The 24691-nt window shown below is 62.0% G+C and carries 18 protein-coding genes, 1 tRNA gene, 1 rRNA gene and 3 pseudogenes; 10 read left to right on the top strand and 13 right to left on the bottom strand.

The window, feature by feature from the left end:
- Nucleotides 1-10: 10 nt before the first annotated feature.
- Both AD664_RS28200 and AD664_RS28195 read right to left on the bottom strand, forming a co-directional pair.
- Nucleotides 11-799 carry a methyl-accepting chemotaxis protein gene (locus AD664_RS28200; RefSeq protein ID WP_371260962.1) on the bottom strand — a complete coding sequence of 263 codons (789 nt, stop codon included), beginning with the start codon at nt 797-799 and terminating at the stop codon, nt 11-13.
- 111 nt (nt 800-910) lie between these two features.
- A pseudogene (locus tag AD664_RS28195) lies at nt 911-1933 on the bottom strand (HAMP domain-containing protein); the annotation flags it as partial.
- Nucleotides 1934-2973: 1040 nt separating this feature from the next.
- Here AD664_RS28195 and AD664_RS15280 point away from each other — a divergent pair.
- From AD664_RS15280 to ggt, 3 genes are all read left to right on the top strand, one after another.
- Nucleotides 2974-5031, top strand: a complete 2058-nt coding sequence (locus AD664_RS15280) for a methyl-accepting chemotaxis protein (protein WP_053147702.1) — start codon at nt 2974-2976, stop codon at nt 5029-5031.
- A gap of 103 nt (nt 5032-5134) precedes the next feature.
- Nucleotides 5135-5211: transfer RNA gene (locus tag AD664_RS15275), tRNA-Met, on the top strand.
- 190 nt (nt 5212-5401) lie between these two features.
- Nucleotides 5402-7243 carry a gamma-glutamyltransferase gene (ggt, locus tag AD664_RS15270; protein WP_256207105.1) on the top strand — a complete coding sequence of 614 codons (1842 nt, stop codon included), beginning with the start codon at nt 5402-5404 and terminating at the stop codon, nt 7241-7243.
- Here ggt and AD664_RS15265 read toward each other — a convergent pair.
- The 4 genes and pseudogenes from AD664_RS15265 to AD664_RS28185 form a co-directional block, all read right to left on the bottom strand.
- Nucleotides 7225-7458 (bottom strand): helix-turn-helix transcriptional regulator, encoded by a 234-nt coding sequence (locus tag AD664_RS15265; RefSeq protein ID WP_042729258.1) that lies wholly within the window; start codon nt 7456-7458, stop codon nt 7225-7227. The genes ggt and AD664_RS15265 overlap by 19 nt on opposite strands.
- A gap of 7 nt (nt 7459-7465) precedes the next feature.
- A complete protein-coding gene (locus AD664_RS15260; RefSeq protein ID WP_053147644.1) occupies nt 7466-8020 on the bottom strand; it encodes a DUF2975 domain-containing protein in 555 nt (184 codons plus the stop codon).
- A 93-nt stretch (nt 8021-8113) separates the two neighbouring features.
- Nucleotides 8114-8545: pseudogene (locus AD664_RS28190) on the bottom strand (methyl-accepting chemotaxis protein); the annotation flags it as partial.
- Between the two features lie 108 nt (nt 8546-8653).
- Nucleotides 8654-9331, bottom strand: a pseudogene (locus tag AD664_RS28185) (PAS domain-containing protein); the annotation flags it as partial.
- A 314-nt stretch (nt 9332-9645) separates the two neighbouring features.
- Between AD664_RS28185 and AD664_RS15250 the strand changes: the two are divergent.
- From AD664_RS15250 to AD664_RS15240, 3 genes are all read left to right on the top strand, one after another.
- Nucleotides 9646-11064, top strand: a complete 1419-nt coding sequence (locus AD664_RS15250) for a short-chain fatty acid transporter (protein WP_042729255.1) — start codon at nt 9646-9648, stop codon at nt 11062-11064.
- 109 nt (nt 11065-11173) lie between these two features.
- Complete coding sequence (locus tag AD664_RS15245) at nt 11174-12334, top strand: hypothetical protein (protein WP_042729254.1); 1161 nt, start codon at nt 11174-11176, stop codon at nt 12332-12334.
- A gap of 168 nt (nt 12335-12502) precedes the next feature.
- On the top strand, nt 12503-13030 hold the full coding sequence (locus tag AD664_RS15240; protein ID WP_053147642.1) for a hypothetical protein: 528 nt from the start codon (nt 12503-12505) through the stop codon (nt 13028-13030).
- Between the two features lie 10 nt (nt 13031-13040).
- Here the strand turns inward: AD664_RS15240 and can are convergent, their stop codons facing one another.
- Nucleotides 13041-13685 (bottom strand): carbonate dehydratase, encoded by a 645-nt coding sequence (gene can / locus AD664_RS15235; RefSeq protein ID WP_042729252.1) that lies wholly within the window; start codon nt 13683-13685, stop codon nt 13041-13043.
- Between the two features lie 127 nt (nt 13686-13812).
- On the opposite strand from can, the gene AD664_RS15230 reads away from it, so the two are divergent.
- Entirely contained in the window at nt 13813-14217 is a 405-nt protein-coding gene (locus AD664_RS15230) for a hypothetical protein (RefSeq protein ID WP_053147641.1), read from the top strand.
- Between the two features lie 125 nt (nt 14218-14342).
- Here AD664_RS15230 and rimI read toward each other — a convergent pair whose 3' ends face one another.
- Both rimI and AD664_RS15220 read right to left on the bottom strand, forming a co-directional pair.
- Nucleotides 14343-14795, bottom strand: coding sequence for a ribosomal protein S18-alanine N-acetyltransferase (rimI, locus tag AD664_RS15225; protein WP_053147639.1), 453 nt, complete (start codon nt 14793-14795; stop codon nt 14343-14345).
- Entirely contained in the window at nt 14788-15588 is an 801-nt protein-coding gene (locus AD664_RS15220; RefSeq protein WP_083454206.1) for an energy transducer TonB, read from the bottom strand. Before AD664_RS15220 ends, rimI begins: the two co-directional genes overlap by 8 nt.
- A 180-nt stretch (nt 15589-15768) precedes the next feature.
- On the opposite strand from AD664_RS15220, the gene mksB reads away from it, so the two are divergent.
- The 3 genes from mksB to mksF are packed head-to-tail and all read left to right on the top strand — an operon-like array spanning nt 15769 to nt 20577.
- Complete coding sequence (mksB, locus tag AD664_RS15215; RefSeq protein WP_053147635.1) at nt 15769-17049, top strand: Mks condensin complex protein MksB; 1281 nt, start codon at nt 15769-15771, stop codon at nt 17047-17049.
- Nucleotides 17039-17740 carry an Mks condensin complex protein MksE gene (gene mksE, locus AD664_RS15210; protein ID WP_024778194.1) on the top strand — a complete coding sequence of 234 codons (702 nt, stop codon included), beginning with the start codon at nt 17039-17041 and terminating at the stop codon, nt 17738-17740. Before mksB ends, mksE begins: the two co-directional genes overlap by 11 nt.
- On the top strand, nt 17737-20577 hold the full coding sequence (gene mksF / locus AD664_RS15205; protein ID WP_053147633.1) for an Mks condensin complex protein MksF: 2841 nt from the start codon (nt 17737-17739) through the stop codon (nt 20575-20577). Before mksE ends, mksF begins: the two co-directional genes overlap by 4 nt.
- A 127-nt stretch (nt 20578-20704) precedes the next feature.
- Here mksF and AD664_RS15200 read toward each other — a convergent pair whose 3' ends face one another.
- From AD664_RS15200 to rrf, 4 genes are all read right to left on the bottom strand, one after another.
- The gene (locus AD664_RS15200) at nt 20705-23008 is read right to left on the bottom strand and encodes a PqiB family protein (protein ID WP_053147631.1); all 2304 of its coding nucleotides are present in this window, start codon (nt 23006-23008) and stop codon (nt 20705-20707) included.
- Nucleotides 23001-23624 carry a paraquat-inducible protein A gene (locus AD664_RS15195; RefSeq protein WP_053147629.1) on the bottom strand — a complete coding sequence of 208 codons (624 nt, stop codon included), beginning with the start codon at nt 23622-23624 and terminating at the stop codon, nt 23001-23003. The genes AD664_RS15200 and AD664_RS15195 overlap by 8 nt, the downstream gene beginning before the upstream one ends.
- The gene (locus AD664_RS15190; RefSeq protein ID WP_047735988.1) at nt 23611-24270 is read right to left on the bottom strand and encodes a paraquat-inducible protein A; all 660 of its coding nucleotides are present in this window, start codon (nt 24268-24270) and stop codon (nt 23611-23613) included. Before AD664_RS15190 ends, AD664_RS15195 begins: the two co-directional genes overlap by 14 nt.
- Nucleotides 24271-24417: 147 nt before the next feature.
- Nucleotides 24418-24533, bottom strand: a 5S ribosomal RNA gene (rrf, locus tag AD664_RS15185).
- Nucleotides 24534-24691 lie beyond the last annotated feature (158 nt).

Below are 24691 nucleotides of genomic sequence, written 5' to 3'. Positions count from 1 at the left end.
TTGGCGCCCTTCAGGCGCGCTTGACCTTGAAGCGACTCAATACCCGCTGCATCACGCCGGCCCGCTCCGACAGGTCCTTGGCCGCCGTTGCGCATTCCTGTGAGTTGGACTGGTTTTTCTGGGTCACTTCATCGATCTGTTCCAACCCGACGCTGGCCTGCTGCAAGCCCGAAGCCTGCTCGCTGGACGCCTGGTAGATCAGCGAGACGAGGTTGGAGACCGAACTGGTGCCATGGACGATGTTCTTGAGGGATTCGGCGGTCCGGCCGGCAATGACCATGCCGCGTTGGGTCTTGCCGGACGAATCGGCAATCAGCGCCGCCGTCTGCTGTGCAGCTTCGGCACTGCGGGCGGCCAGGCTGCGCACCTCGTCCGCCACGACGGCAAAACCACGCCCGAGCTCACCAGCCCGGGCGGCCTCGATGGCTGCGTTCAACGCCAGCAGGTTGGTTTGCGCGGCAATGTTGTCGATGGTGGTGATGATTGCCGTGATGTCCTTGCCCGAACTGTCGATGTCGGCCATCGCGGCAATCAACTCGCTCATCAGCTTGTCGCTTTCTCCGGCATCGGCGCGGGACGCCTGGGACTGCTCGTCGGCTTTCTTGGCGTTGGCGGCGTTGTCCCGGGTCTGGGCAGCCATTTGCGTCATCACGGCGCTGATCTCGGTGATCGACGAAGCGGAATTGGAAGCCCCCTCGGACAAGGATTGACTCAGGTCGGTGACCTGCGCCGAACTGCCGCTGATTTGCGTGGCGCTGGCCTGGACTTCGCAGATCAACTGGTTGAGGTTGCCGACCATCTTCTCCAGCGATTTGCCAAGGGTATCGTGGGGCGAGGACAGCCGGACCTCCAGATCCAGGTCGCCTTCGGAGATGCGTTCGGCCACCCTGACCTGCCGTTGCAGGCTCTCGGACATGTCATTGAGGGCAATCGACAGTTGCCCGACTTCGTCTTCGGATTTCTGCACCAGGCGCCGGGAGAAATCCCCCAGGCTGATGTTGGCGGCCAGGGCGGCGGCCTCGCGAATCGGCCCGACGATCTTGGCCGCGGCCAGCCACAGGGCCGCCAGGGCCAACAGGGAAATACCCAACCCCACCGACACTTGCCATATGCTGTTGCTGATACTGCGCGACTGCAACTCCTGCTCCAGGGCAATGGCCTGGCTCATGACCACCGCCTTGGGCAGCCGGATGAGCACCGCCCACGGCTTGCCTGTGCGCCCCAGCTCAATGGGCATCAACACTTCGATGTTCTGCGTTTGCGTATTGAGCTGGCCGTCACCACGACCACTCTGGATATCGCGTAACACTTTTTCCCAAGAGTCGGGCAACAGCGTTTTGATGGGCTGCCCGATCAGTTCGGTACGCTGGCTGTCGGCAACCACTAGCCCTTGGTTGCTCATGATCGATACGGAGCCCTTGCCGCCGTAGAGGTCGGCAGACATCTGCTCGCTGAGTTTCTGGATAAAAGCGATGTCGAAGTCCGCCCCCACTACGCCACGGAACTTGCCGTCGGACACGATCGGCACCGATAAGGTGGTCAGCCAGACGTTCTTGCCCTGGACCACGTAAGGGATAGGGTCCAACACGCTTTCCTTCAGGGTGTCGCGCGGGCCGGTGTACCACCCTCCCTTCGGTACGCCGTTGGGATGGCGGTCTGCCGAGTCGTATTCCACCAGGGGTTGCACCGCCACATGGCCGTCGGCGCTGCGTGTCCAGTAAGGCGTGAAACGTCCCGTCAGTGGGTTGTTGCCATCACGTTCATTACGGAACGCGAGATCCTGCCCATCCAGCGCATCCGGCTCCCAGCAGGAATAGGTGCCATTGAACTCGGGATTGTCCTTGAGAACACTGAGCAAGATGCTGTTGACCTGATCGCGCCCCAGTACCAGCGGGCTCTGCGATGCCTTGCTGGCAGCAAAGGTGTTGGCCATGGTGCGGGCCGCATCCAAGGCATTTTGCAGCTTGGCCTGGATGGCATTGGCCCGGGATCCGGCCAGGTTCTGAATTTCCCGGATCGTTGATTTTTCAATCAGCGTCGTCACTTCGCCAGAAACATACTGCTCATTGGAACGAGCGGAAAAGAGTCCGTAGACAACCAGACTGATCGACGAGATGAACAGGCATACGCCCGCCGTGACACAAATACGTGCCTGCAATGACTTGAACTTCATATCAACCCCTGCTGATTCTATAAAGGGCCAGCGTCAACGACGGCGGCATTCCAACTTGTGCACGACGTAGCAAATAACAATCGTTCGCTGCTGCTTGTGCGACGCCCAGGCGAATGCCTTGCAGAGCGCGGCAATACAGCTATCCAGGAACATTTCAACGTGGCAGGTCGGGGCACGAATCCAGCTTTGCGCTTGCACGCTGGACGCGCTGTTCGAATCAAACCGAGGGCCTTATCTCGAGGAACAAGGGCGATCAGGGGCAAGAATGTGAACGCCTGCTTTTGCTGTAAGCACAAGTCACCTTTGAATAAGGCCGCAGAATCCATTCATACCAATAACCACGGCGGCAAATTAACACGGGCCTTATTTCTACAACATCAACTTAAGACTTATACAAATCGGTACTTTGGTCGCAATTGCACAGGGAAGTGGACCTGCTCGCGAAGGCGACGGTACCGGTTGGAGGTGCTGGTTCAGCGAGTCGTGTCGTGGCAAGCGGGCTCGCTCACCCACGGTGCCATTTTTCAGTGCGATGAGGTGGCCCATCGAGGTGCAGCAGCTCTGGAAAGAAATGCCCTGCAAACAGGGTGATAGCCCAACGCCATGGTCTGAATCTTGCCTTGTAAATGCCCTACGACGCGGCCCCTTACAAAGGGGACCGAGAATGGGAAGTTTCGCTACAGAGCTGGCCTACAGAGCCGATTTGGACAAACTTTCGAGGCCTTTTAAAAGGGCACCTGTTTCAGCACGCGTGTAAAAACGCACAAAAACAGTGCGCAGGTGTTCAGGGGAGTATGGGCATGCAGGCTTTTCTATCACCAGGCATCAGATTGTTGGGGCGTTTCGGCTTCGCCCGTAAATTCCAACTGCTTTTCCTGCTTTTCATCCTGCCGCTCATGGGCAGCCTGTGGCTCATCGGCCAGGACTATCGGGACAAACTCAGCCTGATTTCCGGGGAGCGCGCCGGGGTACGCCAATTGCTGGCCCTGGACAACCTGGACAATCTGCTCACCGCCCAGCGCAACCGTGCGGCACGTTGGCGCGCCACGGAAACCAATCGTCAACCGACCCCGGCGACGCTGGCGGCCATGGCGGCGTTCGATGCCGTGCAACCGGCCCTCGTCCAGGCCGCCAATGACCTGGGCACAACCTTGCAAGCCGAAGGTGCCGAGGCCGACACCCTCGCCCGCTTCCAGGCCTTGCACAACAGCCTCAACGGCCTGGATTCGAAGAGCCTCGGCGCAGTGGGCTGGTGGCCGGACGGCTATGATCGTTTCACCGCCGCCCTCAGTTCTTTGCAAGCGTTGCGTGAGCAGATGGTGATGGACAACCGCCTGAACCTCGCCTCCTGGCTGGAAACCTATCTGTTGACCCAGATCTCCACCCAGCAGACCCCGGACCTGATCGAACGGGTCGGTCGCCTGACCAGCGTCGGCCAGGCTTCGGTGGTATCGGGTCAGTTCTCCTTGCAGAGCCGCCTGCAACTGCGAGACCTGCGCAGCCGCATCGGCGACGCCCGGGACCAACTGGTCAAGACCGGCGCGCTGCTGGAAACGCGCCTGCCCAGCGATTTGCAGACCTGGGCCGGCCAGTACCAGGGCAGCCTCAAGAACCTAGATGCCGGCTTGAAAGTGCTGGATGACGGGGTATTCGGTGGTTCCATCACGCTCAAGCCGGACGCCTTCGAGAAACACATGGACACGCTGCTGGCCGACCTGGCGACCCTGCGCCAGCAATCGCTGGTGGCCCTGGATACGCGGCTGGACCACTACCACGGCTCGGCCGTCCGCCAGTTCGCCCTGGTCGCAACGGTGCTGGGCTGCCTGCTGTTGGCGGCGCTCTACCTGTTCGTTTGCCTGCAAGCGTCGATCCGGCGCAGCGCCAGCGGCATCACCCTACTGGCCGAAGCCCTGCGTGACGGTAATCTCAGCCTGCAAGTGCCGGTACAAGGACGCGACGAACTGGCGGCCATCAGCACCGCGCTCAACGTCGCCGTGGTGCAGTTGCGCAACAGCCTGCTGGGGGTGGACCACGAGACGTTGCAGTTGAGCAATGCCGTGCGCACCCTCAACACCCACTCCAGCGGTGCCTTGGGCGAAGTCGAAGCCCAGCAGATGCAGATCAGCCAGATTGCCGCCGCGGCCACACAACTGGCGGCGACGTCCCAGGGCGTCGCGAAAAGTTGTGAGCAGGCCTCCGACAGCGCCCAGCAAACCCGACGCATCGCCACCGACAGCAGCCGCGACAGCCAGCGCACCACCACGAGCATCCAGCAACTCAACCAGCGCCTGAACGACACCGCCGCCGCGCTGGGCCGGGTCAGCGAGCAGGGGCAACAGATCCAACTGGTGGTCGACACCATCCGCGGCGTGGCCGAACAAACCAACCTGCTGGCCCTCAACGCCGCCATCGAGGCCGCTCGCGCCGGGGAACAGGGCCGTGGTTTCGCCGTGGTGGCCGACGAGGTCCGCAGCCTGTCGCAACGGACCCAGTCGTCCACGCAACAGATTGCCGCCACCGTCGACAGCCTGCGCGCCACGGTCGACGAAGCGGTCAGCCTGATGGAAGCGGCCTGTGGCCAGGCCCAGACCGATGCGCAAGCCGTCACCGGCCTGGGCGAACGCCTGGGGGAAATTGCCAGCGCCGTGCAGAGCGTCACCGATACCCTGGCGCAAATCGCCACCGCCGTGGATGAACAGGCCAGCACCGCCGACGAGGTCAGCGGCAATATCCAGCAAGTCGACCAGGCTGCGATGCGCCTCCTGGAAGGCGCCCGCGCGGTGAACCTGGCAGCAGACACCCTGAGCCAGGGAAGCCAGGCCTTGAGTGCCAACACAGGGAGATTTCAACTCGGTTGACGGGCATTTGCAGCGAGGACGGATAAGCAGTTGAAAGCGCAGAGAAATATTTCAGATTTACGCTTGACACTTCTTCGTTAGCGGCGAATAATGCGCGCCACTTGGCTACATAGCTCAGTTGGTTAGAGCATAGCATTCATAATGCTGGGGTCCGGGGTTCAAGTCCCTGTGTAGCCACCAAGTACTAAAAACGGCTTATCGAAAGATAAGCCGTTTTTTTATGCCTCGAGAAAAGCATTGGCCCCAGCCTTTTTGCAGCAGCCGCGAACCCACTCGTTACACGCCCGCTCCGACAGCCGCTGATTTGCGCCACACGCCTCGCATCGCTACAGTCGATCTCCCTACCCCTGGCCCACGGATGGAGCGACACGTGCCCACACATCAGCCATCGAACCTTCAACGCCTGTCAGCCGTTTCGCTGCTGGCTGTAGCCCTGGCCCTCGTCGCCTGCAAGGCCCCACCCTCCTCGACGACACCGGCATTGCCCAGCGCGCCGGAGATCGCTTCCGGCTACCGCACCGACCTGCAAACCCAACATGCCACCCGGCACATGGCGGCCGCGGCCAACCCGCTGGCGGCCGAGGCCGGGCGAGAAATGCTGCGGCGCGGCGGTTCGGCCATCGATGCGGCGATTGCGATGCAAGCAGTGCTGACGCTGGTAGAACCGCAATCTTCGGGCATCGGCGGCGGTGCGTTTATCGTGCTGTGGGATGGCAAGGCCGTGCGCACTTACGATGGTCGCGAGACGGCACCGGCCGGCGCCACGGAAAAGCTTTTCGTGCAAGCCGACGGCAAGCCCATGGGGTTTACCGCCGCCCAGATCGGCGGTCGCTCGGTGGGGACGCCAGGAGTACTACGGGCCTTGGAACTGGCCCATCGCAAACACGGCCGGTTGAAATGGGCGACGCTGTTCGAGCCGGCCATCGCCCTGGCGGAACAGGGTTTCGCGATCTCGCCGAGATTGCATTCAATGATCGCTGCCGATCCGTCCTTGCCGGGCTCACCGGACATGGCGAAGTATTTCCTGAATGCCGATGGCAGCCCGAAAGCGGTCGGCACCCTGTTGAAAAACCCGGCACTGGCCGGTGTGCTCAAGCGCATCGCCAACGAAGGTGCCGACGCGTTGTACCAAGGCCCCGTGGCCGAAGAGATCGTCGCCAAGGTCCGTGCCCATGCCAATCCCGGCAGCCTGTCGCTGGACGACCTCAAAAGCTACACCGCCCAGGAGCGGGCGCCCCTGTGCACCGACTACAAGCGCTGGCAGGTCTGCGGCATGGCGCCACCGTCCTCCGGCGGGATCGCCGTGGCGCAAATCCTCGGCACCTTGCAGGCCCTGGAGCAGCGCGACGGTCGCCTGGCCCTTGCGCCCCTCAAACCCCACAAGACCGATAAGCCGGCCGGCATCGAGCCCGCGCCCGAAGCGGTGCACCTGATCGCCGAGGCCGAACGCCTGGCTTATGCCGATCGCGCGCAATATGTCGCCGACTCGGACTTTGTCCCCGTACCGGTCAAAGGCCTGGTGGATCCCGGCTACCTGGCCAGCCGTGCCAGCCTTATCGGCCCTCGCAGCATGGGTGTCGCCAAGCCGGGCACACCGCCGGGCATCCAGGTGGCTTATGCGCCGGACCGCTCGCCGCTGCGCATCTCCACGTCCCAAGTGGTAGCCGTGGACGATCAGGGGGGCGCCGTGTCCATGACCACCACGGTAGAGTCGGCGTTCGGCTCACACTTGATGGTCCAGGGGTTCATGCTCAACAACCAGATGACCGACTTCTCGTTCATTCCCGAAGAGAACGGGCAAAAAGTTGCCAATCGCGTCGAACCTGGCAAGCGTCCGCGTTCCTCCATGGCACCGACGCTGATCTTCGATCGCCAGAGCGGTGAGTGGATGGCCACCGTCGGCTCACCGGGTGGCTCGCAAATCATCGAATACGTTGCCAAGTCGGTGATCGGCTTGCTGGACTGGAACCTTGACCCGCAAACCGCCATCAACCTGCCCAACTTCGGCAGCCGCAACGGCCCTACCGAATTGGAGCAGGGCCAGTTCAGCCCGACGCTGATCCAGGCACTGAAAGACAAAGGCCACGCAGTCAGCGAAATCGACATGACCAGCGGCACCCAGGCAATCGTCCGGGTGCGTGATGCCCAAGGGAAAGCCGCTTTGGCCGGCGGCGCGGATCCACGCCGCGAGGGTCAGGCGCTGGGAGACTGATCGCCCTCGCCCGGCGGCTGGTAGACCAGCAGGTCGCCAGGCTGGCAGTCCAGGTAGCTGCAAATGGCTTCGAGGGTCGCCAGGCGTATGCCCTTGACCTTTCCTTGTTTGAGCAAGGAAAGGTTGGCTTCCGTTATGCCGATACCGGCGGCCAGGTCCTTGGATTTGACCTTGCGCAGCGCCAGCATCACATCAAGTTGAATCACGATAGGCATGGGGATCTCAAACGAAGGTTCGGTTTTCTGAATCGACTTCACTGGCCTGGGACAGTATCCGGGCAATGATCGCAATACAGGCCGCGAGAAACAAAGCGACAAACGACGGCGCGGTCACGCTGAGGGTCAGCAAGCGCTGGCCGACTGGCGCGTGGATCGTCATCAGCAGGCTGAGGAACGGCTCACAGAGGAAATCCAGCAGGACCCACAACGCGACCGCACGCCCGGTCCTGCCCAGATACACCGCGGCTTCGCTGGAAAAATACAGGCCCTGGGCGTAACGCTTGAACAGTTGACGCAGGTTAGCCAGCCCGAGTGCCAGGGCCAGCAACGGGATACTGGACAAGAGGATGGCGCCCAGTCGTTGCCAACCGGCCAAGTGCATCGCGTCTTCGGACATGCTCGACAACTGACGCTCAGTCAGGGCGAAACCCAGGCCATAGCGTGCGGCCACATCGGGAAACAGCCAGGCGCCAGTGTTGACGACCATCATCACGACAATGAAGACAAGCGTGATGGCGGCCATGCGCTGGCTGTAAGAGGCAAGACGATTCGATGACATGTGAGGGCTCCATCAATAAAGGGAGCCCAAAACATAGCCACGAAATTATCGTATAACAATAATTAATATGTAAAAAACAATAACTTCATAGCATCAGGTGGACAGCTGGTTGGCGAACTGGCTCACCGCATCGACCACCTTCTTGGCTCCGTCCTGGATCTCGACGATCACCGAGCCCGCTTCGGCGGCCAGGGCAAGGCCTTGCTCGGCCTGGTGCTGGCCGTCGGTCATCAGCGCCACGGCGTTGCGCGCCATGTCCTGGTTCTGGCGAACCACGCCGACAATCTCATCCGTCGCCTGGCTGGTACGCGATGCCAACTGCCGGACCTCATCGGCCACGACCGCAAAGCCACGGCCCTGCTCGCCGGCCCGGGCCGCCTCGATCGCGGCGTTGAGCGCCAGCAGGTTGGTCTGTTCGGCGATGCCGCTGATGGTCTTGACGATGGTCCCGATCACCAGGGACTGCTCATTGAGTGCTTCGATGCCTTCGCCGGCGGTTTGCATGTGCCGGGCCAGGTCGCGCATCACGTCCACCGCCTGGGTCACCACCGTGGTGCCGCGCTGGGCGCTGTTATCGGTTTGCAACGAGGTGCTGTAGGCGATGTTGGCGGCCTCGGCGACGGCTTTTTCCTGGTTGACCTGATCGGTGATGTTGGTGGCGAACTTGACCACCTTGTACAACCGCTCGTTGGCGTCGAGCACCGGGTTGTAGGACGCCTCCAACCAGACTTCGCGACCGTTGCTGTCAATGCGCTTGAAGCGACCGGCGACGAACTCACCACTGTTCAGGCGCTTCCAGAAATGCTGGTAAGACGGGCTGTTGTATTCCTCCGGCTCACAGAACATGCGGTGATGCTTGCCCTTGATCTGCGCCAGGTTGTATCCCATGGCATTGAGGAAACGGTCGTTGGCCGACAGCACGTGGCCCTCCAGGTCGAACTCGATCACTGCCGTGGAACGCACGAGCGCACCGATCAGGTTTTCATGCTCGCGCGAACCCTCGATCGTGCGGGTCAGGTCGTTGGAGTACATCGAGAAAAAACGGATCCGCCCCTCGGCATTGAGTACCGGTTGCAGGATCGAACGCAGCCAGGCTTCCTGGCCGTTGCCACGCAAAATACGTACGGCACCGGAAAAATGCTCGCCACGGGTCAGCGCCGTCTTGAAGCGAAGCTGGAACTCGTTGGATCTCAGGTAGGCCGGGACCAGGTCCTCGACCGGACGGCCGATCAGGTCCTGGCTCCGGTACTGCATTTGATCGAGAAAGTTCTGATTGACCGTCTGGATGCGTCCGTCGACATCCAGGGTCATGGCCAGCATTTCTCGATCCAGGCTTTCCTTTACCTGCATGAGACTGGACAGTTCTTGGCGAAGAGCCAACAGCTCCTGCTTCAGGCGATTGTTGAACATAGAGCATGCTCCAGGCAGGAGAGTTGACAGTTCCTTTCCCTTGCCATCGGCCCGGCAAATCTTTTCTGAAGAGTACCGTTGGTCGGCGGTGAATATTCCTGCCGGCTCGCGAACCACGGCCCCGCTTTCATGGTCAGTGGATTGTTCTACCGTTGTCGGAGCCTCACCGCTCCAGAGCCCCCTCAAGACCAATCATAAGAATCGAGGTAACGACCGTGACCACCGACATCGAAGACAGCCGTAGCGCCCGCTTCGCCTTGCGCTGTTCCAGTTTCGCCGAGCGCTGGTTCCCCGACTCCTGGGTCTTCGCCGCGCTGGCGGTATTGGTGGTCGCCGTGGCAACGCAATTCATCGGTGCCACGCCCACGGCGGCGGCCATGGCCTTCGGCGATGGGTTCTGGAGCCTGATCCCGTTCACTATGCAGATGGCCTTCGTGGTCATCGGCGGCTATGTGGTCGCCAGCTCGCCGCCGGCCGTGAGGTTGATCGATCGCCTGGCGCGGATCCCGGGCAATGGCCGCTCCGCCGTCGCCTGGGTGGCGTTGATCTCGATGGTCGCGTCGTTGCTCAATTGGGGGCTGTCGCTGGTATTCGGCGGCTTGCTGGTGCGCGCCCTCGCCCGTCGCACCGAGTTGAAGATGGATTATCGCGCCGCCGGTGCCGCCGCCTATCTTGGACTGGGGGCGGTGTGGGCCCTGGGGCTGTCGTCGTCGGCCGCGCAGTTGCAGGCCAACCCGGCGAGCCTGCCGCCGTCGATCCTGTCGATCACCGGGGTGATTCCATTCACCCAGACCATTTTTCTCTGGCAGTCCGGGGTGATGCTGCTGGCGCTGATCGTGATCTCGTTAATCGTCGCCTACGCGACCGCCCCAGGGCCGAACAGCGCCCGCGACGCCGCCGCGTGCGGCATCGATCCGAGCTTCAGCATGCCGGCGTTGCAACCTCGCACCCGGCCCGGCGAATGGCTGGAGCACAGCCCGCTGCTGACCATCGCGCTGGTGCTGCTGGCCGCGGGCTGGCTGTTCCATGAGTTTTCGACGAAGCCGGCGATCAGCGCCATCTCCGGGCTCAATACCTACAACTTCCTGTTCCTGATGCTGGGGGCGCTGCTGCACTGGCGGCCCCGCAGTTTTCTGGACGCCGTGGCCCGCGCGGTGCCGACCACCACCGGCGTGCTGATCCAGTTTCCGCTGTACGGCTCGATCGCGGCGTTGCTGACCACCGTCAAGGGCACTGATGCCCAGACGCTGGCCCACCACATCTCGACCTTTTTCGTACAAGTCGCGTCCCATGACACCTACGCGTTGCTGATGGGCGTCTATTCGGCGGTGCTGGGATTCTTCATTCCCTCGGGCGGTGGCAAGTGGATCATCGAGGCGCCCTACGTCATGCAGGTGGCGAATGACCTGAACTACCACCTGGGCTGGGCGGTGCAGATCTACAACGCGGCCGAAGCCTTGCCGAACCTCATAAACCCCTTCTACATGCTGCCGCTGCTGGGCGTGCTGGGGCTCAAGGCCAGGGACCTGATCGGGTTCTCGTTCGTGCAATTGCTGGTGCATACGCCCCTGGTGCTGGCGCTGTTGTGGGCGCTGGGAACGACGTTGTCTTATTTGCCGCCAGTGATGCCATAAAGCCATAAAAAACGCTGATATTTCCCTTGGCCCACTGTTTCTTCGGCTCGGTCTGTTTCAGTATGGAGACACCCTATCGAGGGGTCTCCACGCTGAAAAGGATCTGAGCATGTCAAAACTCGCCGTATGTTCTCTTGCCGCCCTGGCCTTCAGTGCCGCCGCCCACGCGGCCGATATCGATGTACAGCTGGGCAGCACCGAACGCGTCACCCGCCTCTTCGCCTACCCCAACAACTGCAACGTCATTTGCTTCCGCAACTGGACCCTGGAGCAGACCGTCGAGCACTACCTGACCCAGAGCGTGCAGCGCGACGGCTATGGCACGGCCAAGGTCAGCGTCAAACGCGACAAGGACAAGGTTTACGCCCACATCAGCGGAGTGCCCAAGGGCTATGGCCAGCCGTTGACGGCGCTGCTCAATGCCGGAGACCTGGCCTACACCGGCGCGACGAAACTCAACAGCGAGAAGAAATGGGCCTACAACTGGTACCTGTTCCTACCTCTGGGCATGGCCCTGGAAAACCGCAAGAGCATCGAGCTGCTGCACTTCCCGCCGGATTACTCCCTGACCCAGGCCCAGGATTACCTCGAGTCGGCCACCACTGACCGCTGGGCCTCGCTGCTGACCGACAACGGCATCCCCGCCGCGCAGACGCCGGGCTACCAGACCATCATCGACATCGCCCCCATCGCGGCCCCGTCCAACGCCGGTCAGACCCTGGAAGGGCTCTACGGTTACTTCAACGCCTACCAGACCACCATGGTCAAGCAGTTGACACAGACCGCCGGCGGCGCCTCGCTGCCCATGGTGGCCTTCGGCGCTCCCGTGCGGAACTGGATCAAGACCCAGTACGGCCAAACCGTGAACGTGCTCGGCCTGGCAACCATCACGCCGGCTGGCGGCACCCCGGTCCCGGTGCTGGGCTCCAACCACCCGAGCTATATCTGGTATGCCGCCGACAAGGACAACTACGACGGGGATGAAGCCAAGGCCGATGCGGCGGGCCTGAAGGTCATGGGCCAGGACCTGAGCGCGGCCTGCTGGCAAGCCGGCATGGGCAGCAAACCGGGCACCGACCCGACCACGCAGTTGAACCAGTGCACGCAGACCTGGCAAGTCACGCAAAAGGAGAAGACCTGCGAGCTGTTCTACACCACGATTCGCAAGCTGACTCCGGAAGAAGCGGCTAAAACCTGCGATACGCCGGCGATCAAGACACAACTTCCGCAACTCAAGGCACCGATGCCGTTGCCTGCCGAACCGGTATAAGCCCAAAGCCCTTTGCCTCTGTCAGCGCGCGCTGACAGGGGCAAGCGCTCGGCGCGCCTGTCAGAGTTGACAGTAGCCATCAGGCAGGACTTGGGGGAAGCTGTGGAGTACGACGAGTGTTGGCAGGATCGCCGGCGCTGAAAGCTTACCTTGCAGACAAGGACAGTCATGACTACTTCCAGTCCATATCAAGCCCGTTCGCGGATCGGGGATTGCATCTATCCCCAAAAGGCACTCAGTACGCGGCTGCAGTATCCCTCGGTCCGGGATTTTCAAATCCTGCGGACAGCGGACGGCCGCGGTTTCGCCGTCATCACTCAACGAAACTTCGCCCCGATGGAACGCATCTGCCGGGTTTCGGGGCTGCTGGTGGGCCGACGAGGCCCGCACACACTGCAGGTATTGCCGGATGTGCACATGTACGACCCGCACTTCGCCGGCCTGTTGGAGCATTCCTGCAACCCGAACGTCTTTCTCGACATGAGCGAATTGTGGCTGTGGGCCCTGACCCGCATCGTCAGGGGCGACAGCCTGACCACCGACCACGCCAGCACCGAACAGAAGCTGTATCGCCAGTTTGCCTGTCGGTGCGGTTCGTCCAACTGTCACGGTTGGATCACAGGTTATGACGAACCGCCCAACGAGCAGGGGATGAAGTTCCTACAGCAATGGCGCCATCGGTGTCATCGCGATTGACCCACCGACGTCACGGCGCGCCGACGGGACGCAACCGATACTGCGGCGGCAACTGCTCGAAACCACTGATGGTGGTGTCCAGGCTTTTCCAGCGCCCGTCCTTGATGCCGTAGATGCAACCGTGGATCGACAGCTTCTGCCCGCGATGCCAGGCGTTCTGGACAATGCTGGTATGGCCGACGTTGGCCACCTGCTGGATCACGTTGAGCTCGCACAGGCGATCCACGCGCTCCTCTTCGGTGGGCAATTGGGCCAGCGTCTCACGGTGCTCGTAGTACAGGTCGCGGATCGAGCGCAGCCAACCGTCGATCAGGCCCAACTGGCGGTCCTGCATCGAAGCCCGCACGCCACCACAGCCGTAGTGGCCGGTCACCAGGATGTGCTTGACCTTCAGCACGTCCACCGCGTACTGGATCACCGACAGGCAATTGAGGTCGGTGTGCAGCACCACGTTGGCCACGTTGCGGTGGACGAACAGGTCGCCCGGCAACATGCCGACGATTTCGTTGGCGGGCACCCGCGCGTCGGAACAGCCGATCCACAGGTACTCCGGGGTCTGCTGGCGAGCCAGCTTGGCGAAGAAGTCAGGATCCTCCTGCTTGATCGCATCGGCCCAGCGCGCGTTGTTATCAATCAGATCTTGTAATTCGTTCATGCTTCTTGCCCTCGAGAATAGTGCGCAACTTTGACAGCCGACCGGCTGTCGAGGTCACTTCGGTGATGCCGTTGGAATTCTCGGCACGGCGGCGGGTCCACCCAGTAACACAGTATGAGGAATTGCCATGAATGATTCACGACGTCCCTTCGACGCAGCGCAACCGGAACCGATCGACGACAACGAAGACCGCATGGGCTCGATGCACGAGCTGGCCTTCGACGACGAACAGCCCAGCGCGAAGATCGGCGACGAGTTGCCGGAAACCGAGCGCGAACACCTGATGCCCCGTGAGCGGGTGCGCGAAGCGGGCCTGACCGGCGCCTCGACGGATGATCACCAGCCGACCGACGACGACCTGAGCCCCGAGACCCTGATTCGCGAAGACGGCGCCCGGGATGCCCTCGAAGCGGGCGACGATGGCCAGGCGGATTGGGACCTGAGCGTGGTGGATGAGGATGACATCGGTGGCGGCGATGGCCTGGACGAGGCCGAAATGGCCGATATCGATCCGCTGGATGGCAAGCGCTAGACCTCTCATGTGGGAGCAGGCTTGCTCGCGAAAGCGGTGTGTCAGTCAAAAATTCGTTAGCTGATATGCCGCATTTCGCGAGCAAGCCCGCTCCCACAGGGGCATGCGTCATGCCCCTTGGAACATCAATCCACCAGCGTACACGCCATGACCACTGCGTCTTCACGCCCGCCCACCGCCGGGTAGTAATCGCGGCGGCGGCCGATTTCGTTGAAACCGTAGCGCTCATACAGCCGGAACGCCGTGCGGTTGCTATCGCGCACTTCCAGGAAGCATTCCCGGGCCTCGGCCTTGTAGGCGATGGACATGAGGTGTTCCAGCAGGCGCAAGCCCAGGCCGCGGCCCTGGTTTTCCGGCTTGACGGTGATGTTGAGCAGGTGCGCTTCATCCAGGATGACCTGGACCACGCCATGACCCACCTGCTGCTGGCCTTCGAACATCAGCCAGATCTGGTACTTGCCCAGCCCGTCGAGAAAGATGCCCCGGGTCCAGGGGTGACTGTAGGCGGCGTATTCGATTTTCAGCACAGCGTCGAGGTCCGCCTCGGTCATCGGGCGGAACGATACAGCGTCACTCATTCGATTCTTTCCAACGCGCCATCAGCCGGCGCATGGCTTGCCAGACGTCAGCCTTGCGCTGTGGCGTTTCCATTAACAGTTCCAGCCCGGGCAACGCCCAAGCCGAGCCCAGGCCTTCGACCTGCAGTTCGCGATTGAATGCCTGCGCGTCCGCCTCGCCGGCGAACTTCACCGCCGGCAGGCCGATCAGCCACAGGCACACGCAGGGCTCGTCCTCGAGCCGGGCCGAGACAAATCCCTGGACGAAATCCCGCGCCGCCTCCGGCCCCTGGTCCAGGGCCCCGCGCGACAACAACGGCCAGCGCACCGGCTCGCCGATGATCTGCGGGCTGTCCGGCAGGCCGGCGGCGCGCAGCATGTCCTTGAGCAGCAGATAGGCCGGGTCTCGGCTCTGGAACGGCTCGCCGGTGGGCAACTCCACCAGCAACAGGCAACGCCCGGCCCGCAGCAATTGCAAGGCGAAACGCGGTGGCGCGACCGGAGGGGCCTTGACCGGGGCCGGAGCCTCTTCGGCCTCCTCCATCGGTTTGGCGGGGCTACGAACCGCCGCCTGGCTCGGACGTGGCACTTCGATTTTCGGCCGCTCGGGTTTAGGCCGCTCGGGCGTCGGCACCGACGATTCGACCGGCGCCCTGGCCACCGGCATCGCCGGCACCGGCGCAACGTCCAGCGGCTCGGGCGTGTCCAGCAGCTCGGGCCGCGACGGGGCGGCGAAGGGCAATTCGGTACGCGGCAGCCAGCTGACCACCTGCATGGCGGTCAGATAGGCGCGGCGACGGGACTCGATAAGCAAGGGTCGGCCACTTGTGGATAACGGAAAGTGGGAGGGATTCTACCGCCCTTCGACGCGGATCGCTTCCCTGTTGAGCCAATAGTTGGCCGATCCGTACGACAGTCCGTCTCGGGGGTGAATCGCAACCGGCCCGATGCAGTACAATCGCCGCTTTTAATTGCCAACCCGACGGCCATTGCGATGATCGAACCCAAGCGCGTCTTGCGCGCCCTCGCTGAACACTGGGCATTGCTGGAACCTTTGTGCGAGCACTTCGACCAGGGCACCCTGAGCCTCAACGAACTGCGTTCACAACTGGCCGCCCAACAACTGGACAGCACGCCCCAGGACATCACCAATCTGCTGGACGTGTGGATCCGCCTGGACATCCTGGTGCCGGTGGCAAAAAGCCCGAACCGCTTCGAGCTGAATGCCCAGATCCACGACTTCCTCGCCTACCTGCGTCGCGAACACCGCCTGGGCCTGTGCCTGGAGATCGAAGCCTACCTGCGCCACCTCGAACGCCTGGCCGGCTATATCCAGGACGCCTTCGACGTGCGCGACGGCAATGACCTAGCCCGCCAGTTGCGCCTGCTGGACATGCGCGTGCGGGACGTCCTGAAAAAACTCACCAATGACGAACAGGCCCTGGTGGCCGTGGCCGAACGCGCCAAGACCAGCGACCGGCAGATCCCGCTGCGCCAGCGCTACGCCGAAGTGCTGGCAACCTGGGACGAATACGTCGAGCCGATGATCCAGCTGGTAAACGCCGACGGTGCCTTCGAGCAAGGCGTGCGCAAGGTCGAGAACGTGCTGTTGCGCATGCTCACCGAACAACAGCGCCTCGGCCACCTGGTGGACGACGACATGCTGCTGCGCACCCACGCCCGTATCCTCGAGATGCAGACCAGCGCCCAGTTGACCCTGCGTCATGCCCGTGAACTGTTGCTGCCGCTGCGCGAAGAAGCCCGCCGTCACAACGCCGTGACCCGTGGCGCCGCGTTGGCCCTGGCCGCCATCCGCCGCAAAGGCCTCGATGCCGTGCCCCAGGCGGCCATGCCGCTGTTCACCCGGCCGCAAAGTACCTTCCTCGGCAGTGCCGGCCAGGTGGAAGCCTATGTCTACGCCCTGGCCCGCTTCGAGCCGAAACCGGCGCGCTTCCCCAAGTCCCACAAGACCCACAAGGGTGGCGACGCCCCACGCGCGCCGCGCACCGCACGCGAGATGGTCGAGCGCTGCGAAGAGGCGCTGCCGATGCCGGACCTGATGACCTGGCTGCTGGAGCAGGAGCCGGACAGCGCCACCGACGAATTGCTGTACTGGTTCTCGCGCCTGTCGCGGGAAAAACGTTTCAAGCGCGAGCGTCTGGAACGCCGCGAATACCACACTCACGAGCATCAGGTCAGCCTGCGCTCCTTCGCCCTGCTCTCGGCCCGCGACAACGCTGCCGAGGATTCTGCGAGCATCCCCCATGCATCTTGATCTATCCGAACTGTCCCAGCTGGCGCCGATCTTCCGCGAGCTGTTCAAGGGCTACCACGTCAGCCGGCGCGACCCGGAGTTGTACGCCCAACTGTCCAACTTCCAGGACCAGTACCGCACCTTGTTCAAGGCCCTGGGCTTCGAACTGGTGTGCGACACCCGCGGCTTTTATTACTTCGTGCCGGACCTGGCCGCCGCCGCGGTGAACAAGACCGCCCAGCGCCTGGCCCTGTTCACGTTCATCCTGGTCGAACACCTGGCCGACCAGGGCCGCGACCCGATCGCCGTACTCGACGGCGGCAGCCTGGGCCGCGATGAGCTGCCGTCGCTGCTGGAAAAGTACCGTGACCTGTTCATCCAGGCCGAAGTCCAGACCCAGGAAGAACTGGAAGAAAAAATCATGCGCCGCATGACCCAGCTGGGTTTCGCCAGCGAAGACAACGGCGTGTACCGCTTCTTGCCGCCGATGCACCGCTTCCTCGACGTCTGCCTGTCGGTCCAGCAGGACCGTGACCTGGCCGCCAGCGTGCACAGCGTGCTGCCGTTGCCGGCGCCGGTGCTGATCGACGAAGACAGCGACGAGAAACTGCTGCAGACCGACGACCCGCTCGACCTGGCCCCTTTTGAAGACGAGAGCGAAGAAGATGCACTGGCCCGCGCCATTGCCGAAGAACAGGAGACCGACGCATGAGCCAGGAACGCTACGGCATCCGCCGCTTCGCCCTTTTGAACACCGCCGGCTACAGCCTCGGCCTGTTTCCGCTGGAAGAACCGCTGTCGGTGTATGGCGCGAACAACCTCGGTAAATCCGCCTCGATCAACGCCTTGCAGTTCCCGATTCTGGCGCGCATGTCGGACATGAGCTTCGGCAAGTACAGCCTGGAACAATCCCGGCGTTTCTACTTTGCCTCGGACACCAGCTACATCCTCGTGGAAGTCGCCCTGCCCCATGGCCCGCACGTCATCGGCGTGGTCGGTCGCGGCCCCGGCGGCGGTTTCGGCCACCAGTTCTTTGCCTACGCCGGCAAGCTGGACCTGGCTCACTATCAGAAAGATGACACCTGCCTGCGCCAGAAGGAGCTGTTCACCAACCTTGAGCGCGAAGGCCTGAAAGCCTATGAACTCAAGCCGGATGAGCTGCGCCGCCTGCTGGTGGGTGGCCACACCTCGATTCCCCTGGACCTGACGCTGATCCCGCTGCGCTCCACCAGCGAGCAGAGCCTCAAGACCTTCCGCGCACTGTTCATCAACCTGCTGCACATGCGCGAAATCACCGCGGCCAAGCTCAAGCAGCTGTTCCTCGACGCGTTCGAACACAGCCTGCGCTCCGGCAGCGTGGACTACATCGCCGCGTGCGAAGAAGCCTTCCGCGACGTACGACGCATGGAACAGGACTACAACTCCCTGGTGGCCGCCGGCCCATTGGTGGAAGCCCTGGCCAATGGCGTGAAGCAGCGCGACATCCTGCGCGGCAAACTGCATCGCCTGTCGCCGCTGCTCGACTCGCTGCTCGGCACCTGGTCGGACTACGCCAGTGCGCGCAAGGAAGAGTTGACCCTCCAGGCCGAACACTACCGCAACGAGCAGGACTCACTGCAAAACGACCAGCGCGGCGGCACCCAGGAACTGATGCGCCTGGAGCGGGAAATAACCGGCATCCAGCGCTGGCTCGGCGAACTCTCGGTGCTCAAGCATCGGTTTGCCCTGGTCGATGACGTCAAGCTCCTGGAGCAGCAGTTGCTCGCCGCCAAGGACGCCCACGACGAACTGGCCGGCGCCCTGGCCCAGTCCCGGCAGTTCAGCGCCGAGGACCTGGACGAGCGTCTGCGGGACCTGGAAAAGCGCCTGAAGTCAGTCAAGCAGCAACTCGATCACGCCGACAACAACAGCTATGCGCGCCTGCGCGAGGAGTTCTCCCAGCAGGACGTCGAACGCCTGATGCGCCTGTTCAACAGCGCCCTGTTCAGCCTGCCACTGGGCGAACACGGCATCGCGCTGGACGAGGACGGCCAATGGGTCAAATCCCTGGAACTGATCCTCGACGGCTTCAAGGGTGAGCGCTTCGAAGTACCGGGCCTGGCCATCGACCTGTCTCACATCGAACCTCCCGCCTTGCAGGCACTGGCCGACCGTGCCGCGTTGCGCGACCAGAAGGAACGCCTGGAAAAAGAACTCAAGCAGCTCAAGACACAGCAGGCCGTCGCGGCCGACCGTGCGGCAAGCAAGACCCAGACCGAAGCGCTGTACCAGCAGGTCCTGGACGCGCAGAAAGCCCTGGAAGACTTCCGTCGCACCCAGACACTGAGCGCCGAGGAAGGCGAGAAACTGGAACAACTGGCGCAGATGGAAGCCGCCCAGGACGAGCTCAAGCGTTCCAGCGATGCCTTCACCGAACGTGTCCAGCAACTCTCCGCCAAGCTGCAATTGGTGGGCCGCCAGATCGCCGACATGGAAGCCAAGCAGCGCACTCTCGACGACGCCCTGCGTCGCCGCCAGTTGCTGCCGGCGGACCTGCCGTTCGGCACGCCGTTCATGGACCCGGTCGACGACTCCATGGACAACCTGTTGCCGCTGCTCAATGACTACCAGGACAGCTGGCAAGGCCTGCTGCGGGTCGATGGCCAGATCGAAGCGCTGTACGCCCAGGTACGCCTCAAGGGTGTCGCCAAGTTCGACAGCGAAGACGACATGGAGCGGCGCCTGCAACTGCTGATCAACGCCTATGCCCACCGTACCGACGAAGCCCTGACCCTGGGCAAGGCACGGCGCGCGGCGGTGACCGACATCGCCCGGACCCTGCGCAACATTCGCAGCGACTACGACAGCCTCGAACACCAACTGGCCCTGTTCAACCGCGAGATCAACAAGCGCCAGGTGTCCAACCTGCAGAGCTTCCGTATCGTCCTGGCGCCGAACAAGGAAGCCCTCAAGCACATCGACCAGATCATCCACAGCGCCGGCCAGTACGAGGAAGGCGAAACCCTGTCGGTGTTCGACCTCAGCCAGAGCGCGGAACAGGACAACAAGAACGAAGAGGCCAAGGAATACCTGGCGCGCCTGGTGGCGGCGAACCACAACCAACTCGGCCTCAAGGACCTGTTCGAACTGGCCTTCGAGATCACCAAGGTCAATGGCCAGCCCGTCATCCACACCGACATCGACGGTGCGGCGTCCAACGGCACCACCATGACCATCAAGGCGCTGACCAACATGTACCTGTTGCTGCACCTGATGGACCGTGAACAGGCCGGTCGCGTGCGCTTGCCGTACTACCTGGACGAAGCGGCGGACATCGACGAGAAGAACCAGGCCGCATTGCTGGAAACCAGCCTGCAACTGGGCTTCGTGCCGATCCTGGCGAGCGTGAAGCCGCAGGTCTGCGCCAGTGTCGCCATCGATCTGGAAGGTGGCAGCGGCCCGAGCGGGATCTACATCGACGAGGCGGACTGGAAGTACATCCGTCGCCGCGATGCGGTCAAAGCCACGGTGAACGCACAGGCCGACGAGCCGGAGCTGGACCCGGTGTGAGGTGAATCGCCGGGCATGAAAAAGGCCGCGATCCATGGATCGCGGCCTTTTTTATTGCTCGGTGTTTTTGTTCAGGCCCCTTGGCGAGCGGGTGATCCCTTGAGGGAGCGAGCCTGCTCGCGAATCCCTACTTATCGATCTTGATCTTGGGTGCCCAGGTCAGCCATTCATCTTCGAATTTATCGAACAGCGCGAAGGTCTGCTCCGGTCGTGCCGGGCTGCCCATCCGCTCGCCATCCGGCGTGGCGAAGGCGATGCCGCCTTGGAGCAGTGTCTCCAGCGATTCGGTGCGCACCGTTGCGCCTTTGAACAAACCGAAGTCCAGGCCAAAGCCACTGCTGTTCCAGAATCGCGTGCCGCTGCGCACCAATGGCGCGTACTTGGGTTCGATCAGGATATGGATCAATACCCGATCCGCGGTCTGGCCCAATTCATATCCCGTGACCTTGCCCACCGTGATTTCGCGGTAGGTCACCGGCACGCCGATCTTCAACGAGCCACGGCGAGCCGCACTCAATACCAGGCTCAGGCCGGCTTCTGGCACGGCCGTTTCCGGTGGATTGGCAAGGGCCACGAAGTTCTTCTGTGGCCCCAGGTTCTTCGCCGAAGGTTGCACCTCGATGTACTGGCCGCTTACCAAGGTCTCCAGGTTGGAGGTCTTCATCAAGCCCAACTCGGGCTTGACCACCCAGAACTGCGAACCGACCCGGGCGATGCGCTCCGGCACTTCGGTGATCCGCGCGCTGAGCAGCACCGATTGCATATCGGCGCTCAGATCCACCGTTTCGATCTTGCCCACATCCAACCCTTTGAAACGGATCGGCGTGCCGCTGCGCAAGCCATCGGCGTGATCGACCTTGATCGTCACCAGAGTGCCTCGCTGTTGTGCCGCTTCACGGTCTTCGAACAGGCGGAAGCGTGGGATCCGCCGTTTCAGCGGCACATTCGGCTCCGGAGTCTCAAAGGAAATCCCGCCGGCCATCAGGCTTTGCAGGGACTCGCTCTTGACCTGGATACCGCCCGTCAAGCCGCCCGTGAGGGTGATGCCACTGGCGTTCCAGAAACGTGTCGAGCCGTTGACCAGTCCTTCGTATTCCTTCTCGATGTGCACACCGATGATCAACTGCTTTTTCTTGCGTGAGAACTGGTAGCTCTGCACCGAACCGACCTTGACCTGTTTGTAGAGGATCGGGCTGCCGACCTCCAGCGACCCCAGGTTCTCGGTGAGCAGGACCAGGTGCAGCCCGGGTGAACGCAGGTCCAGCGGCGGCGCCTTGGCCCGCGCCTCGAACTCACGCTGCGGGGCGCCCCCCTTGTCCCCAGGGCGCACGGCAATGTAGTTACCCTTGACCAACGCTTCCAGGCCGGTGATCCCCGCCAGGGAGATCGATGGCTTGACCACCCAGAACTGGGTGCCGGTGACCAGGTAATCTTCAGCCAGCGGATCCATGGTCAACTCGGCCGTGGCGCTGGACAGGTCCGGATCGACCTTGAGGTTCTTCAGGCTGCCGACCTGGATGCCTTTGTACATTACCGGCGTACGGCCGGCCTGCAAGCCTTCGAAGTCGCTGAGCTTGACCTTCACGCGGATGCCCGCGGCAGCGGCGTCAAAGTCTTCGTAGAGCCTGAACGGCAGGCTCGGGTCTGTCGGCGGACTGTCCTTGCGGCCTTCGGGCGTGGCGAATGCAATACCACCGGCTACGATGCTCGCCAGGGACTCACTACGCACCTTTACGCCCGACAGGTTGGCGTCGATGCTGATGCCGCTGGCGTTCCAGAAACGCGTGTGCTTGCGCACCAGGCTGGCATAGGTCGGCTCGATGAACACCTTGATCTCGACGGTGCTCTGATCCTCGGACAGCAGGTAGCTTTTCACCTGGCCGACCTGGATCTGTTTGTAGAACACCGGACTGCCGCGGTTCAGCGAACCCAGTCGGTCGGCCTTGATGGTCAAGTGCAACCCCGGCTTGGAATCCGACAGCGGCGGTTCCTCCGCCAAGGCCTTGAACTTGCGGGTCGACTCCCCTTCACCCGGGCTGATCGCCACGTAGTTGCCCGACACCAGGGTTTCCAGGCCGGTGATACCGGCCAGGCTGACGCTCGGCTTGACCAGCCAGAAACGCGTTCCGGTCTTCAGGTATTGCTCGACGTCCTTGTTCATCTCAACGGTGGCGATCACGCCTTTGGAGCTGCCTTCATCGTCCAGCGTCAGGGTCTTCACCTTGCCCACCGACATGCCCTTGTAGACGATTTCGGTCTTGTTGGCCTGGATGCCTTCGCCGCTTTCGAAGCGTACGTTGATCTCGATCCCGGTGTCGTTGTAGGCCCGCCAGCCGAGCCAGCCGCCGATGATCAGGGCAATCAACGGCAGGATCCAGATGGCCGACCAGTTCGAAGCCGGTCGGGTTTTTGCGGTAGGCAAATCAGTCATGGTCGTTATCCGACTCCGTGTTATCCCAGATCAGTCGGGGATCGAAGGTTACTGCGGCAATCATTGTCAAAATCACTACGCTGGCAAAAGCGATGGCCCCCAGCCCGGCTTCGACACTGGCAAGGCGACCGAAATTCACCACCGCCACCAGGATGGCGATCACAAAGATATCCAGCATCGACCAGCGGCCGATGAACTCGATGAAACGGTACATGAGGATGCGCTGGCGCGCCGACATCGGCTGGTGCCGTTGTACGGAAAACAGCAACAGGGCAATCCCCACCAACTTGAACGTGGGCACAACGATACTGGCGATGAACACCACTGCGGCGATAGGGATCATGCCGTGCTGCACCAGCTCGATAACGCCGGCCATGATCGTGCTCGGGGCACCCTGGCCCAGCGAGTTGATGGTCATGATCGGCAGCAGGTTGGCCGGAATATAAAGAATCGCGGCAGTGATCAACAACGCCCAGGTCCGCATCATGCTGTCCGGACGACGGGGATGAACCCGTGCGCCGCAACGGGTGCAGGTTTGCTTGACGGTCTCAGGGTCCTGTCGATTCAACTCATGGCATTCCGTACAGATCAGAATGCCTGCATCAATCGCCCGCATGGTCATCCTCTCCTGATAACGCTTGCCAGATCTGATGCGGTGACATCGCCACCTCCAACCAGACCTGGACCAGCAACAAACTGATAAAGCACACCAGGCCGAGCCCTACGGTAATGGCCGCCATGTCCGCCAGCTTGACGATGGCCACCAGCACGCCCATGAGATAGACCTCGAGCATCCCCCAGTCGCGCAGATGGTGATAAATGCGATACAGCAACAGCCCGTAGCTGCGCCCGATATTCAGGCGAATGGTCAACAACACAAGCAACTGACAAAGCAGTTTGAGGAGCGGAATGCCCATGCTGCACAGGAACACCACCACCGATATGCCCTGCATGCCCGTATCGAACAGGCCGACTACACCGCTCCAGACGGTGTCCTGGGAGGACTGCCCGAGCAGGTTGAGCTGCATGATGGGTAGGAAGTTGGCCGGCACGTACAACAGCAGTGCGGCGATCACCAGGGCGAGACTGCGTTCGACGACATTGTGGCGGTGTGCGTAAAGCTCATATCCGCAACGGGGACACTCGGCTTTTTCGCCATGGGCCAGCCGAGGCTTGCGCATCAACAGGTCGCATTCATGGCATGCCACCAGATCGTTCAGGGGTAGATCTGACAATCTCTCGGTGTCTGACGGATCGGGCATAAAGCGCTCTGGCTCAGCTAAGGAAGGACTATTCTAGTGCCCTCGCTGGTAAATAACCGTGCAAATTTATCACGAGCTTCCACTGGTGTTTTATTGCGGGCAAAACAAAACCCCAACTGCTTTCGCAATTGGGGTTTCGGAATTTAATCTTGACGATGACCTACTCTCACATGGGGAAACCCCACACTACCATCGGCGATGCATCGTTTCACTTCTGAGTTCGGGATGGGATCAGGTGGTTCCAATGCTCTATGGTCGTCAAGAAATTCTTGAGCCAGCGCGCTTTTCAGCGTTCCAGCAAATCGGGTATGTGATCGGGTGTGAGCCGCAAACTTTCGGTTCGTTTCGTCTTCACCACACCGCAATCTGGCTTTCTAAGCGCAAATTGCTTGGGTGTTATATGGTCAAGCCTCACGGGCAA

Origin of the sequence: Pseudomonas sp. P97.38 (assembly GCF_001269745.1) — a bacterium.
GTDB classification, from domain to species: Bacteria; Pseudomonadota; Gammaproteobacteria; order Pseudomonadales; family Pseudomonadaceae; genus Aquipseudomonas; species Aquipseudomonas chlororaphis_E.
This window is presented reverse-complemented; position numbering and strand designations above follow the sequence as displayed.

What these genes read in the sequence shown, in the direction of transcription:
- AD664_RS15260 (WP_053147644.1), bottom strand. Translation starts at nt 8,020, where the DNA reads ATGTCATCGAATCGTCTTGCCTCTTACAGCCAGCGCATGGCCGCCATC.
- mksF (WP_053147633.1), top strand. Translation starts at nt 17,737, where the DNA reads ATGAGCCAGGAACGCTACGGCATCCGCCGCTTCGCCCTTTTGAACACC.
- AD664_RS15265 (WP_042729258.1), bottom strand. Translation starts at nt 7,458, where the DNA reads ATGCCTATCGTGATTCAACTTGATGTGATGCTGGCGCTGCGCAAGGTC.
- AD664_RS15240 (WP_053147642.1), top strand. Translation starts at nt 12,503, where the DNA reads ATGACTACTTCCAGTCCATATCAAGCCCGTTCGCGGATCGGGGATTGC.
- AD664_RS15190 (WP_047735988.1), bottom strand. Translation starts at nt 24,270, where the DNA reads ATGCCCGATCCGTCAGACACCGAGAGATTGTCAGATCTACCCCTGAAC.
- AD664_RS15280 (WP_053147702.1), top strand. Translation starts at nt 2,974, where the DNA reads ATGCAGGCTTTTCTATCACCAGGCATCAGATTGTTGGGGCGTTTCGGC.
- AD664_RS15245 (WP_042729254.1), top strand. Translation starts at nt 11,174, where the DNA reads ATGTCAAAACTCGCCGTATGTTCTCTTGCCGCCCTGGCCTTCAGTGCC.
- AD664_RS15200 (WP_053147631.1), bottom strand. Translation starts at nt 23,008, where the DNA reads ATGACTGATTTGCCTACCGCAAAAACCCGACCGGCTTCGAACTGGTCG.
- can (WP_042729252.1), bottom strand. Translation starts at nt 13,685, where the DNA reads ATGAACGAATTACAAGATCTGATTGATAACAACGCGCGCTGGGCCGAT.
- AD664_RS15195 (WP_053147629.1), bottom strand. Translation starts at nt 23,624, where the DNA reads ATGCGGGCGATTGATGCAGGCATTCTGATCTGTACGGAATGCCATGAG.
- mksB (WP_053147635.1), top strand. Translation starts at nt 15,769, where the DNA reads ATGATCGAACCCAAGCGCGTCTTGCGCGCCCTCGCTGAACACTGGGCA.
- mksE (WP_024778194.1), top strand. Translation starts at nt 17,039, where the DNA reads ATGCATCTTGATCTATCCGAACTGTCCCAGCTGGCGCCGATCTTCCGC.
- AD664_RS15230 (WP_053147641.1), top strand. Translation starts at nt 13,813, where the DNA reads ATGAATGATTCACGACGTCCCTTCGACGCAGCGCAACCGGAACCGATC.
- AD664_RS28200 (WP_371260962.1), bottom strand. Translation starts at nt 799, where the DNA reads ATGGTCGGCAACCTCAACCAGTTGATCTGCGAAGTCCAGGCCAGCGCC.
- rimI (WP_053147639.1), bottom strand. Translation starts at nt 14,795, where the DNA reads ATGAGTGACGCTGTATCGTTCCGCCCGATGACCGAGGCGGACCTCGAC.